General features: G+C 62.7%; 13 protein-coding genes and 2 pseudogenes. 10 read left to right on the forward strand and 5 right to left on the reverse strand.

Going from position 1 to position 17656, the window contains the following annotated elements; all coding sequences use genetic code 11:
- Nucleotides 1–4: 4 nt before the first annotated feature.
- Entirely contained in the window at nucleotides 5–3919 is a 3915-nt protein-coding gene (locus OXH56_06915; protein MCY3555040.1) for a hydantoinase B/oxoprolinase family protein, read from the reverse strand.
- A gap of 174 nt (nucleotides 3920–4093) precedes the next feature.
- Here OXH56_06915 and OXH56_06920 point away from each other — a divergent pair, with 174 nt between their 5' ends.
- On the forward strand, nucleotides 4094–4681 hold the full coding sequence (locus tag OXH56_06920; GenBank protein ID MCY3555041.1) for a carbonic anhydrase: 588 nt from the start codon (nucleotides 4094–4096) through the stop codon (nucleotides 4679–4681).
- Between the two features lie 66 nt (nucleotides 4682–4747).
- Here OXH56_06920 and OXH56_06925 read toward each other — a convergent pair whose 3' ends face one another.
- From OXH56_06925 to hisH, 3 genes are read right to left on the reverse strand one after another with little or no spacing between them, the layout of a single operon-like run.
- Nucleotides 4748–6445 (reverse strand): D-aminoacylase, encoded by a 1698-nt coding sequence (locus tag OXH56_06925; GenBank protein ID MCY3555042.1) that lies wholly within the window; start codon nucleotides 6443–6445, stop codon nucleotides 4748–4750.
- Nucleotides 6446–6461: 16 nt separating this feature from the next.
- Entirely contained in the window at nucleotides 6462–7238 is a 777-nt protein-coding gene (gene hisF, locus OXH56_06930; protein MCY3555043.1) for an imidazole glycerol phosphate synthase subunit HisF, read from the reverse strand.
- Nucleotides 7232–7852 carry an imidazole glycerol phosphate synthase subunit HisH gene (gene hisH / locus OXH56_06935; protein MCY3555044.1) on the reverse strand — a complete coding sequence of 207 codons (621 nt, stop codon included), beginning with the start codon at nucleotides 7850–7852 and terminating at the stop codon, nucleotides 7232–7234. Before hisH ends, hisF begins: the two co-directional genes overlap by 7 nt.
- A 297-nt stretch (nucleotides 7853–8149) precedes the next feature.
- Between hisH and OXH56_06940 the strand changes: the two genes are divergently transcribed.
- The 9 genes and pseudogenes from OXH56_06940 (at nucleotide 8150) to OXH56_06980 (ending at nucleotide 16306) form a co-directional block, all read left to right on the forward strand.
- Complete coding sequence (locus tag OXH56_06940; GenBank protein MCY3555045.1) at nucleotides 8150–9406, forward strand: Xaa-Pro peptidase family protein; 1257 nt, start codon at nucleotides 8150–8152, stop codon at nucleotides 9404–9406.
- 22 nt (nucleotides 9407–9428) lie between these two features.
- Nucleotides 9429–9713: pseudogene (locus OXH56_06945) on the forward strand (hypothetical protein).
- A gap of 126 nt (nucleotides 9714–9839) precedes the next feature.
- Nucleotides 9840–10499, forward strand: coding sequence for a hypothetical protein (locus OXH56_06950; protein ID MCY3555046.1), 660 nt, complete (start codon nucleotides 9840–9842; stop codon nucleotides 10497–10499).
- A gap of 76 nt (nucleotides 10500–10575) precedes the next feature.
- Nucleotides 10576–11766: a hypothetical protein gene (locus OXH56_06955; protein MCY3555047.1), complete on the forward strand. Its 1191-nt coding sequence runs from the start codon at nucleotides 10576–10578 to the stop codon at nucleotides 11764–11766.
- Nucleotides 11767–11853: 87 nt separating this feature from the next.
- Nucleotides 11854–12180, forward strand: coding sequence for a nucleotidyltransferase domain-containing protein (locus tag OXH56_06960; GenBank protein ID MCY3555048.1), 327 nt, complete (start codon nucleotides 11854–11856; stop codon nucleotides 12178–12180).
- A gap of 141 nt (nucleotides 12181–12321) precedes the next feature.
- Nucleotides 12322–12558: pseudogene (locus tag OXH56_06965) on the forward strand (HEPN domain-containing protein).
- Between the two features lie 78 nt (nucleotides 12559–12636).
- Nucleotides 12637–13629, forward strand: a complete 993-nt coding sequence (locus OXH56_06970) for a Gfo/Idh/MocA family oxidoreductase (protein ID MCY3555049.1) — start codon at nucleotides 12637–12639, stop codon at nucleotides 13627–13629.
- Nucleotides 13630–13650: 21 nt separating this feature from the next.
- Nucleotides 13651–14628, forward strand: a complete 978-nt coding sequence (locus OXH56_06975; protein MCY3555050.1) for an aldo/keto reductase — start codon at nucleotides 13651–13653, stop codon at nucleotides 14626–14628.
- Between the two features lie 16 nt (nucleotides 14629–14644).
- The gene (locus tag OXH56_06980) at nucleotides 14645–16306 is read left to right on the forward strand and encodes a peptide ABC transporter substrate-binding protein (protein MCY3555051.1); all 1662 of its coding nucleotides are present in this window, start codon (nucleotides 14645–14647) and stop codon (nucleotides 16304–16306) included.
- A gap of 47 nt (nucleotides 16307–16353) precedes the next feature.
- On the opposite strand, the gene aroA is transcribed toward OXH56_06980, so the two are convergent.
- A complete protein-coding gene (aroA, locus tag OXH56_06985; protein MCY3555052.1) occupies nucleotides 16354–17655 on the reverse strand; it encodes a 3-phosphoshikimate 1-carboxyvinyltransferase in 1302 nt (433 codons plus the stop codon).
- Between the last annotated feature and the right edge of the window lies 1 nt (nucleotide 17656).

A 17656-nucleotide genomic window follows, 5' to 3' on the forward strand; every position in this document is an offset into this window, starting at 1 on the left:
CCGATCAAACCAGTCCCGATTCCCGGTCGCGTGAACGGTTGTCCGGGTCCCGTGATCCGGGCGGTCCGTAGCCACCTCCTCCGGCGGACAGGGCGATGATGCGGTCTCCGGGGAGAATGGGCACTTCGGTTTCCTTCGATTTCAACATCCGCTCTTTGCCGTTGGACACCACCCTGTACCGGTGCGGCAGGCCCGGCGCACCGCCGAAGAGCCCGAAGGGCGGATTGACGACGCCGTCGCCCGCCATGTTCAGCTTTGCCGGTTCGTCCCCCTCGTAGACCATCTCGAACACGGCGCCCAGTCCGCCCCGCCACGTTCCGTCGCCGCCCGAGCCCGGCCGCAGGTCGTTCCGTACGATCTTGAAGGGGAAGCGCTCCTCGGTGATCTCCACGCTGGGGCTCCGGATCGCCCCGGCCACGTTGACCTCGCCCACGCAGGACCAGCCGTCGTATCCCCGGGAGGCGCCCCCGCCCCCCCGTCCGAAGAAGAAGTGCCAGATGAACCGGTTCCCCGTGCGCGGATTGCGCCCGGTGATCGCGAATCGAAGCCTCCGGGAGAACCCCGCGTTCACGGCATCCGGTGCGACCGGGGCCAGCGCCTTGAAGACGGCCTCCACGATCTCTTCCCCGCAGTGGTTGGTGCTCATGCAGACCGGCGCCGGCGGGTTCGGGTTCACGATCAGGCCCCTGGGCGCGATGACATTCACCGGCCGCATGGATCCCTCGTTCTTCGGTACGTCGGACGGTGCCATGTACATGATGGCGACGTGGGCCAGCGATCGCGTGTTGGCATAGGCGCTGTTGATGAACCCGGTGACCTGGGGACTCGATTCGCTCAGATCAATGGTCATGTGGTCGTCCTGGACGGTGACCTTTGCCCGTATGGGGATCGACTCGGCGTCGAATCCGTCATCGTCCAGCAGCGTCTCCCCGAAGTACACGCCGTCCTTCCAGCTGCCGATGAGTTGCCGGATCCGCCGTTCCGCGCTGTCCAGGATGGCTTCGACGGACGCCATCAGGCCATCGGCGCCGTAATCGTCGAGCAGCGCCTGCAGCCGGCGCGCAGCGATCTGTACCGATCCGATCTGGGCGTGCAGGTCGCCGGTGAAGTTCTCCGCGTGGCGCACGTTGACTGCCAGCATGTGAAGCAGGTCCTCTCTGGGCCGGCCCGCTTCATAGAGCCTCACAGGAGGAATGCGAAGACCTTCGTGGTACAGTTCGCTGGCCGAGGGGTTGTATCCGCCGTGGGTTCCCCCGCCGATATCGCTGTGATGGGCCCGGTTTACGGCGAAGAAGCGCAGTGCCCCGTCGCGGAACACGGGGTAGATCGCCGTGATGTCCGGCAGGTGGCTGCCGCCGAAATAGGGGTCGTTAAGGATGAACAGATCGTCTTCATTGATGTCGTCGCCGAAGTACTCGCGCACCGCTTCGACCGACGGCGGCAGGGCGCTGATATGCACGGGAATGCCTTCGCCCTGCGCCACGAGTTGCCCCGTCGCGTCGAGGATCGCCGTGGAGAAGTCCCTGCTGGAGTTAAGGATCTGCGACATGGAAGTGCGGATCATGACGTCCGCCATCTCTCGTGCGATCGATTCCAGGCGGTGTGCCACGACCGAGTGGGTGACCGGATCCGACCTGGCCGGAGCCGCGTCGGGGGCGTCGGTCGTCGCGGACGCTTCCGTCGACACGGGCGTGTCGGGCGCGTACAGCGTCTCCGGGTTCGCGTCCGGCGCTTCCGCCGCCGTAGTCGATACGGCCAGGAACATGCCGCCGTAAGGATCGACTTCGAGATGGTCGCCTTCTTCTACGAGCACGGTGGTGAAATCGGATTCGACGATGGCCGGTCCTTCGATCACGGAGCCGGGTGCAAGATCGTCCGCCGCGAAGACGGCGGCTTCGGTCCAGGTTCCGGTGTAGACCCTTCGCGTGCCCTTGCACGCCTCCCCGGTCCGGTCGTTCCGTTCCCTGGCGTTCCGTTCCCTGACGGGCAGCTCGACCGTCGGCAGCTTGCCCGTGACCGTGGCGCGCAGCGTGACCAGGCGGATCTCCTGGTCGAGCTGATGGTAGGAATACAGGGTCTGGTACCGTTCGTGGAAGAGCGAAGCCCACGCGCGCCGAATCGCATCGTCGTCCATCGAAAGGTCCGGCACGGTCACGTTCACCTCGTAGATCTGGTCCAGGTAGCGCATGTCGGCCGTGAACCGGGTGGCGATGTCCTCGTCAGCCAGTCCCTGGTTTCTGAGCCGCGCGATGCCCTGGCCGGCCATCCGGTCCGCCAGGCGCCTGACCTCGCCGAGGTCGACCACGTCCAGGCTTGCCGTGAATGACTGGGCGAAGTCGTACCGCAGATCGGACGCGAGCATGCCGTAGGCCGACAGCACGGGGGCTGCCGACGGCAGGTAGACTTTGCCGATACCCGTCTTCCGGGCGACCTGGGCCACATGCAAGCCCGCCGCTCCTCCGAAGGCCAGTAGGGAAAAATGGCGGGGATCGCCTCCCCGGCGCACGGTCAGCAGCCGGATGCCTTCGGCCATGGCCGTGGTCACCACGTCGAGGATGCCGCGGGCCGCGTCCACCGTGGACAGCCCGAGCGGTTCGGCAACGGATTCCTGTACCGCCCGTTCAGACAGATCGGGAAAGAGGGGATTCCGTCCGCCCAGGAAGTTCCCGGGATCAAGGTAGCCCAGGACCAGGTTCGCGTCGGTAACCGTGGGCTGATCGCCGCCCCGGCCGTAACAGGCCGGACCGGGATCGGCCCCGGCGCTCCGGGGTCCGACGTGCAGCGTACCTCCGTCGTCCACCCGCGCGATGCTCCCACCGCCCGCGCCCAGTGTGTGGAGATCGATCATCGGCACGGCGATCTTCCATCCCCCTTCGTAATGTTCCCCGGAGACCTGGGGATCTCCGGCTTCAATCACCGAGATGTCCGTGCTCGTTCCGCCCATGTCGAATCCGATGAGATTCTCCGCGCCGGTCAGGCGGCCGTAGGCGACGGCCCCGCTGACCCCGCCGGCCGGTCCGGAGAGTATGGCCTGCACGGCCTGCCGCGACGCGACGTCCAGTGGCGTTACCCCTCCGTTGGAGGTCATCGTAAGGATGTCACTCGCGAGACCGAGGCTGGTGGCCTCCTTCTTCATGCGTTCAAGATACCTGGCGTAGACCGGACCTACGTAGGCGTTCACGGCCGTGGTACTCAGGCGGTCGTATTCCTTGATCTGGGGCAGGATTTCGGAGGAGAGCGAGAGGTACAGTTCCGGGTACCGCTGCCGGATGCGGTCACCGACGAGTCGTTCGTGCGCCGGGTTCAGGTAGGAGAAAACCAGGCAGACGGCGACGGATTCCACGCCGGTCCGTGCGAGTTCGTCCAGTATCTCGTCAAGCGCTTCTTTATCCACGGGCGCTTCAACGGCGCCGTCGGATCGGATACGTTCCTCCAACGTATGCCGCAGGGACCGGGGAACCAGTGGTTCGACGGGGGTCATCCTCAGATTGTACCGATCTTCTTTCAGCCCTTCCCTGAGCGCCAGCAGGTCCCGGAATCCCTCGGTGGTGATCAGTCCGACCCGGGCGCCTTTGCGCTCCAGGAGCGTGTTGGTCGCGACGGTGGTGCCGTGAATGAACAGCCGGGTCCTGGACATCAGTTCGGCCGCGGAAAGGCCGTGGGCTTCGGCAATGTCGCGGAGTCCGTTCATCACCGCGTCGGACGGCGCCCGGGGAGTCGACGCCGTCTTGAAGTAGCGTGGCGCGGCATCTCCTTCCACAACGACGAAATCCGTGAACGTCCCGCCGACGTCGATGCCAATGGAGATGGGCGGTTTGGCGGCGTCGGGTTTGACGGTGCCCGGATTCGCGGCGTCGGGTTTGATGGTGCCCGGATTCGCGGCGTCGGGTCTCGCGGCATCGCTGGCGTGAATGTTCATTTCGAATCTCCCGACCGGTCCGTATTGACGCAGCACGATGGAAGGTCTATACTGTGCAAGTTGTCACACCCACTCGGTGCGGTGATAAAGGTTCCCTGACGCGATGGCAAGGTCAATGCGCACGCGTCACCACGAATTTCGTTGTCTACATCAAGGAGTCGCATCGCCAAGATTATGAACCTGGACCGCATTTTCGAACAGAACGCGCACTGGATCAAGCGAAGGCTGGACTCCGATCCCGGCTATCTCGATCGGCTGTCGCGGCAGCAACATCCCGGGATTCTCTACATCGGATGCGCGGACAGCCGGGTGATGCCCGAAGCCTTCATGGGCGCCGGCCCGGGTGAGGTCTTCGTGCATCGCAACGTGGGCAACCTGGTCGCCTCCGAGGACCCGAACACGGGTTCCGCTGTTATCTACGGCGTCGAGTACCTGAAAGTCGGACATATCGTCGTGTGCGGCCACTACGACTGTGGTGCGGTGAAAGCGGTGCTCCAGTCGGAAGACCTCGGTTCGCTGGAGCCGTGGCTGCGGAACCTGAGAGTGGTTTACCAGCGTCATCAGGAGGAACTGGACGCCCTCCCGGATGATACGGACCGTTGCGACCGCCTGGTCGAACACAGCGTCCGCGCGCAGTGCGCGAACATCCTCGGATTCACCGAAGTACAGGCGGCGATCAGCGAGACCGGTCTTCAGGTGCATGGCTGGGTCTTCGACCTGCGCAATGGCAGGATCGTGGACCTGAACGTAGGATGCGGATAAAGCCGTTCTCTGCAGACGCGGGTTGAGTCGAACGAATGGCGCGTACGTCAACCTCGCTGCAGGTTCTCAGGCCGATCCCGCCTGCTTCCGTAATACCCTGCCCGGCAGCGCGCCGGTGTGCTCCCCCCCGTCTATGACGACCGCGCCGTTAACGAGGACGCTTTCGATGCCCTGCGCGTACTGGTGGGGGTTCATGAAGTCGGCCCGGTCGATGACCGTGTCCGGATCGAACACCACGAGATCGGCGACCAGGCCCACGTCTATCCTGCCGCGGTCGGCGAGTCCCAGCCGTTGGGCCGGCAGGCCGGTCATCTTGTGCACGGCGGTGGGCAGGTCGAACAGTCCCTCTTCGCGGCAGTACTTGCCGAGCACCCTGGGAAAGGTCCCGTAGTACCGGGGATGAGGCGTGGTCTCGCTCAACGGGCCAGTGACAGCGGCGGCCCCGCCGTCCGAAGCGACCATGACCAGCGGATGGGTCAATACGGAGGTGATCTCCTCCTCGCTCATGCCGAACCCGACCATGCCCACGCTCCCATTCTCCGCGATAAGCAGTTCCCGCACGAACTCGAAGGGATCCTGGCCGTTTCGCGCGACGATCTCCGATACCCGCCGGCCCACGTAGTCCTGGTTCTCCGCCCTGTCGACCGAAGTAATCATGACGGCGCTCCAGTCCCCCAGCATGTCGACCTTGTCGACGGCCGCCCGTCTCATGGCGGGCAGGACATCCGGTGACTGGAGACGGCTGACGAACGCCTCGGCGCCGCCCGAGCGGAAGCGGGTGGGAAACAGGTTCTGCAGCGTCGTGGCGTAGGCAATGTAAGGATACCTGTCGAGGGTGATGTCCATCCCCTCGTCGATTGCCTGTTCAATCATGTCGAAACATTCCGCGACCTTGTCCCGGTTCCGCCTGCCCGACGCCTTGAAGTGGGCGATCTGTAGCGCGATCTCGGCTTTCCGTGCGGTGCTGATCGCTTCGCTCACGGCTTCCACGAGGAAATCGTCCTCGTTGCGCATGTGGGTCGCATAGAACCCGCTGTATCCCGCTGCTACCCGGCCGAGTTCGGCGATCTCATCCTCGCCGGCAAAACTGCCGGGGGTGTATTCGAGTCCGGACGAAAGGCCCCAGGCCCCCTCCGACATGGCCTGGTCCACGAGGTCCTTCATCGCATCGACCTGGCGTGCGCTGGCCGGGACGTTCTCGTACCCCACGACGTATCCGCGTATGGTGCCCTGGCCCGCGAGCGAGATGAAATTCAGGCCGATGCCCTGCTGTTCCAGGGTGTCGAACAGGCCCGTGAAATCCCTCCATCCTATATCCACGCCGTATCGCCGTCCGTAACCGTCCTGTAGCGACCTGAGCCGCGCATCCGTCAGCGGGGCCAGTGAGGACCCGTCCTGGCCGGCCACCTCCGTCGTCACGCCCTGCCGGATCTTGCTTTCCGCCCTGGGGTCCACCAGGAGCGAAAGGTCGGTGTGGGAATGGATGTCGATGAAGCCGGGGCAGACGATCTTGCCTGAGGCGTCTATCGTATTCCTGCCGGATCCCGGGATCGGACCGATCTGGACGATCCGGTCTCCCTCGATGGCGATATCGGCGGCCACGGGCGCAGCGCCCGTCCCGTCGATCACCCGTCCCCCTCTGATGACTACATCGTAACGAAGGGTGATCGCGCATCCGTCCAGCGTCGTGGACAGGCCGCCGACGGTTGCGCCCGCGGCCGCCAGTCCGGTTCTCCTGAGAAAGTTGCGTCTGGACCAGTCCATGATGGTACTCTTCTCGTCAGTTGGTCATCCGGATCTTCAGGCCTCGATCGTGAAGATGCCGCTTGATGGAATCCACCGAGTACTGACCGTAGTGCAGCATGGAGGCCACCAGGGCCGCGTCGGCCCCGCCTTCCGTAAGGGCGTCGTACAGGTGCTCCGGTCTGCCGCCACCGCCCGATGCGATGACCGGGATGCCCACGTTATCGGCGATCGTCCGCGTGAGTTTCAACTCGTAACCTTCGAGCGTGCCGTCCGCGTCGATGGAGTTGACGACGATCTCGCCGGCGCCGAGGGCCTCGCCGCGGCGCGCCCATTCGAGGGCGTCCATACCGGTGTCCCGCCGGCCTCCATGGGTCACGATCTCGTAGCCGGACGGCAACGAACCCGCACCGGTCGCCCTGATGTCCATGGAAAGCACCACGGCCTGGACCCCGAAGGCATCGGCCGCCTCGGTGATGACACCGGGATTGTCGACGGCCGCCGTGTTCAGATTGACTTTCTCCGCGCCCGCTTCCAGCACCTTGCGGCAGTCTTCGACCGACCGGAGGCCGCCGCCCACCGAGAAGGGGATGAACACCTGCCGGGCAACCTCCTCCACCACGTCGAGCATGATGCCGCGCTGGTCGCTGGATGCCGTGATGTCGTAGAAAACGAGTTCGTCCAGCCCGGCCTCGTAATACCGCCGCGCCGCGGAGACCGGGTCGCCGATATCCTTCGTGTTGACGAACCGGACGCTCTTGACCAGCCGTCCGTCACGCACGTCCAGGCAGGAAATTAGCCGCTTGCTCAGCATGGATTCCCGTCCCAGCGTGCGAACTCGCCCAGCATCTTCAAGCCCAGGGGGCCGCTTTTCTCCACGTGAAACTGGGCCGCCACGATATTGCGCCGGCCGATGACGGCCGCGAACTCCACGCCGTACCGGCTCCTCGCAAGCACGTCCCGTTCATCGCCGGGGACGGGGTAGAAGGAATGTACGAAGTAGACCTCGTCGCCCGGTCTCACGTGGCGTAGCACGGGGTGCGCACGGTCGACCTGCAGCGCGTTCCACCCCATGTGCGGCACTTTAAGGGCGTCGTCTTCCGGTCGGAACCGAAGGCAACGGCCGCCGATCAGGTCCAGGCACGGCAGATCGGTTTCCTCGGAACCCGACAGCAGGATCTGGCAGCCCACGCAGATTCCCAGGATCGGCGTCCCCCGGTCGGCGGCCGATTTGAGCGCCTGGTCGAGCCCCCGATCCCGGAGCGTCTCCAGGGCGGAGTGGGCATGCCCCACGCCTGGAAACACAATACGCTCCGCCCGGACCAATTCCTCCGGATCCGACGTGATGACCGAATCCACGCCCAGGTGATCCAGCGCTCTTTTCACCGAGGTCTGATTCCCGGCGTCGTAGTCAACGATGTGAATCATTAAATGTGGATCATTTGAACGTTCGTTCGTCGGGGTGGTCAGGAGGGACAGAATACGCTCCTGGCGTATGCTCGCCGCATGTCCCTAGTAATCCGATTGCACCGGTTTTGTCAAGAGAAACATGGCTCCGCGGGCACGGCGGGGGACGGCCCTGGAAGAGGATTCGGTCGTTGACATCGCAGGGTGGCGTTTCTATACTGGCTTGGTGCATCTTCACGCCGATGCCGCCGCGCCGGAATGAAGGCATAAACGGCGGGTCCATCGCACCGAAATCCATCCTGCGGAATCGAAACCCAGATGCTCTTCAATGCCGAGCGAGCCAGGGCGTACATGCGGGATCGCGGACTCGACGGACTGATCGCGACTTCGCCCGTGAATATCACCTATTTCACGGACTACTACATCTGGATCGACGGGCTCATGAAGGCATACATGGTCCGGCCCGGTGCATCGGCGGACCTGTCGCAGGGATTCGCCCTGTTTCCCCTCGATGGCGAACCCGCGCTGGCGGTGACCGGCGCGATGCTGGCCGTTAATGGCGTAGACCTGTGGGTACGGGACCTGAGGATCAGCGGCGATTCCGGACTCGACTGGTCCCTGCCGCCGAGGCCGTTGTCCGATCGGATGGACCGTATTTACCATCTCCTGCAAGGCGCGCCCGACTACCACACGACCACCCAGGCACTCGCAGGGGCCCTGAGCGACCGGGGACTTGCCTCGGGCACGCTGGGCGTGGAAGCCGACGGCCTGACCGCCGACCGCTACCGGCAACTGAAGGAGGCGTTGCCCGGTGCGCGGCTGCTGGACTGCTCCAACCTCATCCGGCTGCTTCGCATGGTCAAGACCCGGGACGAGATCGAGCGGCTGGAACGGGCGGCCGAGATCAGTGAGACGGCGGCCATGACGGCCATGGAACAGGCGAAACCGGGAGACAACGTGCAGGGAGTCGTTCACCGGTTCAGGGCGGAACTAGGTGCCCGGGGAGCGGACCTGGACCACTTCGCCTTCGGAATCCACGGGCTTGGCATCGCGACGGAGCCGGATTTCATCCTGGGTGATTCCGACGTGGAGTACGTGGACTGGGGATGCCGGTACCGATCCTGCTATTCGGACACCGGGACCACCTTCGCCATGAAGCCGCTTTCGGCCGACATGCAGGTCCGGTTCGACACGCTCCGTACGTCCATGGACGCCGGCCTGGCCGCGATCCGTCCAGGCGTCAAAGCCTCGGCGGTACAGGCGGCCATGCAGGAGGTGGTCGACGTAGCGGGCTTTGCCATGTATCCCCATGGCCACGGGGTCGGCATGGAGGTGCGGGACTATCCCGTCCTGTCGCCGGACACCGGCCTGAGGATCTCGGACGACTGTGTCGACGTACCTTCGGACCTGCCCATTGAAGAAGACATGGTGCTCAACGTGGAAGCACCGCTGAGCCTGGCCGGGGTCGGATCCCTGCACCTGGAGCAGTCCGTCGTCGTGACGGCGAGCGGATCCCGTCCCCTCACGGTTCAGCGTAGGGACGGACCGGTGTTTCCCAGGAGCGCGTCGGGGTAGGAGTAGGGCGGAACAGAATCGGCGGCAACCTCCCATGAAAATCACCAAAATCACGTTGCATCAGCCCGCGGGCCTGCTTCGACTAATGACCGACGATGGGTTCGAGGGATATTGTACCGGGATCACCGCCACAGGATCCGACGTCGAGCGCGCGGCATCGGTCGTGGTGGGATCGAACCCCCTGGACCGTGAACGGACCTGGTGGACCACGCGGGATCTGGACGAAGGACCTCCGTCGGCTTTTCGCGCTGGTATCGACGTTGCCCTTTGGGACCTCTCCGCGAAGATCGCAGGACGGCCGCTCTTCCGGCACCTGGGCGGGTTCAGGGACCGGGTTCCGGTCTGCCGGGTCGGCACTGCAAGAGACGCCACAGGCGCTAAGGGGGACACCTCGGGCGCTGCGGGCACCACCGGACCGGAGATCATCAAGGAAGTGAAAGACGCGCAGCGGGCCGGATTCAAAGCTTATCGGTTCTGTGCTCATCGACCTGGCGCACCGTCGGATGGAAACGCCATCGTCCACCTGGTGCGCAAGGTGCGTGCGGCCGTGGGACCGGACTTCCCGCTTATCCTCGATGGCAGGGCCCGGTGCGTGGTCGACGAGGCCATACGGATCGGACTTGCACTCGACGAGGCGGACTTTTTCTGCTTCGACCGGCCCCGCCCCCGCAACGACCACACGGGCGGTAAGCAGGTGGCCGGCGAAATCGATACGCCGACCAGCGCGGAAGTGTGCAGCCCCATCGAAGCGTCCCAGGTCATGTCGGTGCAGTCCGCCGATCACGTTCGAGCCAGCGTACATAGCGCGGGCGGCATCACGGATGTGTTGAAGGCAGCCCGTTGCGCAGAAGCATTCGGCGCGTATTGCCATCTGGACGGTGCCGGGATCAGCGACGGTTTCGCGCATCTCCATCTGGCGGGTGCACTCAGGAATATGCCATTTATCGAGATATCGGGCCACGAGGTCACACCGCCTTTCGTCCGGAACCCGGTACAGATCGAAGACGGCTTCGTCCAATTGCCCGATCTTCCGGGCCTCGGTATGGAAATCGATTTGGATGCGGTCATGGACGCGACCTCGGAACTGTTATAAGCCTGAATCCGGTGCGGCCGGATGCAAACGGTGCGGCCGGATGCAATCAACGCGGCCGTCTGAACAAGGAAATCCCATGCAGATCCGGGACGTCAAATGTTACGTGCTGAAGGACGAACCTGAAACGCGCCGGGAGAGCAGCGCGGACCGAGGAAGCATGGCACCGGTGCCTCCGGGCATCTCCGGGCTGTTTACCCATGACCAGGGATTCGGCGCCGGCGCGCCCGATGGTTACGAGTTCACCGGAGACGGGCCGGAACCTAAGTACCGGCTTATGGTCCGCCTCGTGACGGATGGCGATCTGGACGCCTATGCCGAATTTGGCACAGGTTTCGATCCTCGGGAACTGGAATGGCAGGGCCGCCAGTTCATGGCCCGGTACGCTCACATGCTCATCGGCGTGGACGCCTACGACCGGGAATACGTGTGGCAGCGGTTCTGGATGGCTCAGCGCTTCATGTACACGGGAAGAGGCTTGCTGGATACGGTCGACCGGATGTTGTGGGACCTTGCGAGCCGTAGCGCACGTCTCCCTATCTATAAGTTGCTCGGCGCATGCCGGGAAAGCGTGCCCGCCTACTGCAACGTGGGCGGGCGCACCATCGACGACCTGGTGGCCCACGCGGTGCAGCGTGTGGACGAAGAGGGATTCATCGGCTGCAAGGACCATTCCTACCGGGGCGTGAAGACCAACGGGGAGATGGCCGTCAAGTTGCGTGAGGCCCTTGGCGACGAAATCATGCTGTTCCACGATCCCGTCGAGTCGTACACCTACGAAGAAGCCGTGAAAATCGGGCGCATCATGGAAAAGTGCCGGTACCGGTGGATCGAGGAGCCCCTGCAGGACTACGATATCCTGGGGCTCAAGAAACTATGCGCCACCCTCGACCTCCCGGTCCTGACCCTGGAATGGATCGGCGCCATCGGCGGTCAGCCGTACAACACGGCGCCGTACCTGGCGATGCAGGCCGCTGATATCGTCCGCCAACGGGGCATCGGGATCACGGGACAGGTCAAGCAGGCCCAGTTGGCCGAAAGTTTCGGTGTGGAGGTGCACGGCGGAGATCCCCACGTCATCCTTGCCATAGGGAACGACCCCGTCTTTGAAGCCTTCATGGGATTGCAGCCACGCCCGCCCGTCGAGGAACTCGACTGCCGGGGTACGCTCGTCGTGGAAGACGGCGCCATGTCGATCGCCTGGAGCGACTGCCCCGCACCCGAACCCGACTGGGACGAAATGGCGCGGAGCGCGATTGCCGTGATCTGAAGTTGACAAGCTCAAGCGGTGAGTGGAAATTCGGTAAGGTGGAAATAGTCTGTTACGATGGCATCTAGTTCTAAGCTGTGAGGGACCATGAACGAAGGAATGCTCGACCCTCAGGTTCTGGACGAAATCATCCGACGGGTCGTCGAGGTGGCAGAGCCGGAGAAGATCATCCTTTTCGGGTCCGCCGCCCGCGGCGAAATGAACCGCCATAGCGACGTCGATCTGCTTATCGTTAAGGAATGTGCGCGTCCACTTGACCTGATGGGCGAGATATACATGAACTTGCACCGGGTCGGAGCAGCTGTTGACGCCATCGTCGTCACACCACAGGCGGTCGAGCGTTACAAGGACAGCCACGCGTTGGTCATCAAGCCAGCACTGCGCGAAGGAAGGATCGTCTATGAATCTACCTGAACGCTTTCCAGCTGACGACCCGCGTGAGTGGATAAACCGAGCGAGAAGTGACCTGACTCAGGCGACGAATGCGGTTCCATGTATATCGAGAGTCTGTGCTTCAACGCCCAGCAAGCCGCAGAAAAAGCGATCAAAGCTGTGATGATTTCTCGCAACATCTAGTTTCCTTTTGTGCATGACCTCGATTACCTGTTGTCATTATTGGAAGACAAAGGAGAGGTCATACCAGCGCCGATCCAATAAGCGAGCAAGTTGACTAAGTATGCCGCAATTACACGCTATCCTGGTGACATAGATCCCGTTACCAGCCAAGAGTACACCGAGGCGATCTCCATCGCCGAAGCAGTTCTTCATTGGGCGGTGGAACGCATCCTGTGATTTCACTTTAACTAAAGCAAATCGCCAAAGTCAGTTTTATTAGAAGGCCAATCATACACGTCAGAATGTGGAGCGAACATGTCTGAAACCATACAATGGGGCATTCTTGGAACCGGGAAGATCGCTCACAAGTTCGCCGAAGCGCTCGCGGTGGTGGCGGATGCCGAGCTTTCGGCTGTTGGGTCCCGGGCACAGGGTACGGCAGACGCCTTCGGCGACGAGTTCGAAGTACCCCGAAGACACCCGTCCTACGCGTCCCTGGCGGAAGACCCGGAGATCGACGCGATCTACGTGTCTACCCCCCATCCCATGCACTGCCGGGACACGCTGCTCTGCCTGAACGCGGACAAGCCGGTGCTCTGCGAGAAACCCTTCGCCCTCAACGCATCGGAAGCGGAAGCCATGATCCGGTGCGCACGGCAGCGGGGTCTTTTCCTCATGGAGGCCATGTGGACGCGGTTCCTGCCGGCCATCGCGCAGGTACGCCAATGGCTCGTCGATGGTGCCATCGGCGAAGTTCGGAACATGATGGCCGACTTCGGATTCCGTGCGGGATTCAATCCGGAGGGCCGCCTGCTTAATCCCGAACTGGGCGGAGGCGCCCTCCTGGACATCGGTGTATACATTGTATCTATGGCTTCGATGGTCTACGGGCAACAGCCGGACCGGGTCGCGGCGCTGGCGGATATCGGCACCACGGGAGTCGATGAGCAGACCACCATGGCCTTTCGCTACGACTCGGGCGCCATGGCCGCGCTGACCTGTGCGGTCCGGACCAACACGCCCGGCGCCGTGTCCATCCACGGGACGCAGGGCAATATCCGCATCCCGTCCGCATTCTATGACACCTATACCGCAACGCTGAACGCGGATGGCAAGGAACCGGTAACGGTGGAGCCGCCGCGCGTGGAGAACGGATTCAAGTACGAGATCGAGGAAGCGGGACGTTGCCTCAGGGAAGGGTTGCTCGAGACGCCCGCGCTCCCGCTGGACGAGACTCTGGCCATCATGAAAACGCTGGACGCCGTCCGTGCCGAGATCGGGTTGAAGTATCCTGTAGAAGCGTCATGATCCTTTTGTAGAGGAGCACCCATGGAGTACGGCAACATCTCGAACGTCGACAAGCCTGTATCACGCCTGGTTCAGGGCACGATCATGCTGAGTTTCGCCGAGGAGGAATACAGTTTCGACCTGCTGGACCAGGTGTACGACGCGGGAATCAACACCTTCGACAGCGCCCACCTGTACGGCGGCGGCGAATGCGAACGCGTGCTGGGCCGCTGGATCGAAGACCGGGGCCTGCGCCGGGAAATCGTCATTCTCACCAAGTGCTGCCACATGAATGCCGACCGGGCCCGCGTGACGCCCTACGATATCTCATCGGACCTGCACGACTCCCTGGCCCGCCTGAATACGGACTACGTGGATCTCTACCTCCTGCATCGCGACGACGTAAGGGTTCCCGTCGCTCCGATCATGGATACGCTCAATCAGTACATCAGCGCGGGCATCCTGGGCGTAATCGGCGGATCCAACTGGACCCACGACCGCATCGAAAGGGCGAACCTGTACGCCGCCACCAGCGGACAGCAGCCCTTCACCGTGAGCAGTCCGAATTTCAGCCTGGCCGAACAGGCCGAACCGCCGTGGCGGGGATGTATCAGCATCAGCGGGAAGGACGGGGCGGACGCGCGTTCGTGGTACCTGGAAAACCAGATGCCGCTGTTTACCTGGTCCAGCATCGCCAGCGGGTTCTTCTCCGGCCGGGTAAATCGTGAGAATTACGAATCCCAGGCCGAACAGGGTCTCTTCGACGAAAGTTCCGTTCGGGCCTATTGCACGGACGACAACTTCGAACGACTGGACCGGGTCGAGGAACTGGCGAACGAAAAGGGCCTGTCCATACCCCAGGTCGCCCTGGCCTATGTGCTCAGCCAGCCGCTCAACATCTTTGCACTCGTCGGCGCTCGCAACGGCGATGAGATCCGAGCCAACCTGCAGGCACTTGAAACGAAGCTGACGGCCGAAGAGATGGCCTGGCTGAACCTGGAACGGACGGAGCGATTCTGACGCGAGGAATACCGCTATGAGACCTGCAGCTTTATTGACCACAGTGCTGGGCCTTGCTATGCTCGGGCTTGCGGCATACACCGGCATGCCGGAAGCCCAGGTGCGCAACGCCGTCGGTCGAGTCATGCCCGCGGACGCAGCGCCGCTCGACCGGCAGGTCTTCCGCTTTCTGAATGACGAGCCGACCAACCTTGACATAGGCGTGGCCATCTACGAGGTAGGCGGCATCGTCTTCCTCTTCGAACGCCTCACCATGCTGGACCACAACAACCGCGTGATCCCGGGCGCCGCTTCCAGCTGGATGGCCAACGAGGATCAGACGAGGTGGACCTTCAAGATGCGACCCGGTGCGCGGTGGAGCGATGGCCGGCCGGTGACAGCCCGCGACTTCGAGTACAGCTACAAGCGCATGCTGGACCCCGCGTCCGGCAGCGGGTACGCCTTTTTCTACTACAACATCAAGGGCGCCCGGGCCTTCAATACCGGGCAGACCGACGATCCGGACTCGGTGGGCGTCTACGCGGTGGACGACATGACCCTCGTGATCGAAACCGACGGGCCCTGCCCGTACCTGCCCATGATCGCCGCCTTCTTCACCTCGATCCCGGTCCCCCGCTGGCAGGTCGAGCGGTTCGGCCCCCGCTGGGCGAGCGACGAGAATGTAGTCAGCAACTCCTCCTACAAGGTGGACAACTGGCGTATCGGGGAGCGTCTCACACTGTCACTCGATCCCTACTACAACGGTCCGATCAAGGGGTATTTGACCGAGATCCACTCCATGTTCCAGAACCGGGTAAACACCGGGCTGCTTTCCTACGAGAACGACGAACTGGACCTGGTGCAAATCGACGTGCGCGACCTCACCCGGATCGAGGATGATTCCGAGTTGAGCGCGGAATTGCACAAGTACATGGATTTCAACGCGCTTTACTTGTTTTTCCGGACGCGCGAAGGCGTGTTCAACGACCACCGGGTGAGAAAGGCCATCAGCCATGCCATCGATCGTGACGCGCTCTGCAACATCGTGCTGCGGGGAACGGCCCTGCCCGCGTACACCATGCTGCCGCCGGGCTTTCCGGGTTATTCGGGCGATGCCTTGAAGGACGTCCAGCGGTACGATCCCGAACTGGCGCGCAGCCTCCTGGTCGAGGCCGGGTATCCGGGCGGCCGGGGATTCCCCTCGGTGGACATCTGGCTGCGTAACGACCCGAACCGAATCATGGCGGCCGAAGCGATATCGGGGATGCTGTCCAACAACCTGAGCCTCAAGGTAGGCGTCCGAAACATGGAGCCCCGGGTCTACAGCGAGGCCATGGCCCAGTACCGGATCGACCTCAGCCTGATTCCCTTCCAGTACGATTTCCCAGACCCCCACAACCTCCTCGGCATGGTCTGGCACTCGCAGCCCGTGGGCGCGGGCCGCCACGACTGGATGAACGCGGAGTTCGACCGCCTGGTCGACGAAGCGGCCAGGGAGACCGACGAGGTACGCCGTTTCGAGATGTATAACGAAGCGGAACGGATCCTGGTCGAAGACGTGGGCGGCGTCTTCCTCTACCACGACTACTTCCTGCAGCTTCGCAAACCCTGGCTGGCGGGCTGGAAAAAGGACTCCATGGGCCAGGAACCCTTCTTCATCGACAATTCCACGATTACGGATCTGTATATCCGGCGGTAGGGGAAATACGTAGCGGCAAACGAGTTTCCGGACGGGTCCGATCGAATCTACCGGATCCGCGCCAGGTCCTCCCAGAAGCGTGGATAGGTCTTCCCGACTACGCCCGGGTTGAGGATATTAAAGTTCCCCAGGCGAGTTCCCAGCACGGCAAAACTCATGGCCATGCGGTGGTCGTGGTAGGTTTCAATATCAATTCCGTCTTTAGCTGCGTCTTTGGCGTCCGCCGCGCCTGGAGGCAGATCCCCGACCTCGATGAAGTCCGGTCCCGTCTTCACTGCCACGCCGATCTTCCGTAACTCCGCCGCGGGGCACTCGATCCGGTCACACTCCTTGTGCTTCAACGTGCCGATTCCCGCTATCCTGGTCGTACCTGGTATCAGCGGGGCGATCGCAATCAGGGTCAGTGCGGCGTCTGGTATGTCCCCGCAGTCGATTTCTCCCCCCGCCGGAAGTACGCGGCCATCTTTCGGTCCTTCCATAACGGTCCTTATCTTGTCCAGTCGGACATTGGCGCCCAGGGTTTCGCAGATGGAAAGGAATCGGATATCCCCTTGCCGTGTTTCGGATCCGAGGTTCTCAAAGACCATCTTCCCGCCATGGATAAGGGCGAGCGCCGCGAAGTAGGAGCCGGCGGAAGCATCTCCTTCCACCGAACGGGGTCCTGAACGATACCGCTGTGGCTTGACCACGAACTTGCGGTAGTTGTCGTTCTCTACTTCTACACCGAACTTTCGCATTTCGTTCAGCGTGATGTCGATGTACGGCTTGCTGACCAGATCGCCGTCGACCTGTATACGCAGACCATCGGGCAGTAGAGGTGCGACCTGCAGGAGGGCGGAGAAAAACTGGCTGGAAACATCGCCTTTCATCCGGACCAGATGTTGGGACGCCTTGGGACCTTTGATGGAAACTGGCAGACATCCGTCGTTGGAGGATGCCGTTTCCCCACCCAGTTGCTCCAAAGCATCGAGTAGTGGAGAATTGGGTCTTTCGTTCAAGCTGCCCCGCCCGGCCAGTCGGGTCTCGTCGGTCCTGAGGGCCGACAGGGCGATCAGGAAGCGGGCTGAAGTACCGCTGAGTCCGAGGTCAAGGCTTACCGGTCCTTCTGCGAAGCGTCCGCCTCTTCCTTCCACGGCCATCCGTCGATAGTCGTCACTCGCCTGGATCGCGATCCCGAGTTCACCCAGGCATTCCACCATCTCCCGGGTGTCGTCACAGTCGCAGGGCGCGTCGATCTCGGTCGTTCCTTCGGCCAGCGAAGCAAGTACCAGGTTCCTCAGCGTAATGGATTTGCTTCCTGGCAGAGCTATGCTATGGTCTATGCTATTACGAATCGTATTGATAATCATT

The sequence above is a fragment of the Gemmatimonadota bacterium genome, assembly GCA_026702745.1.
GTDB lineage: Bacteria > JAAXHH01 > JAAXHH01 > JAAXHH01 > JAAXHH01 > JAAXHH01.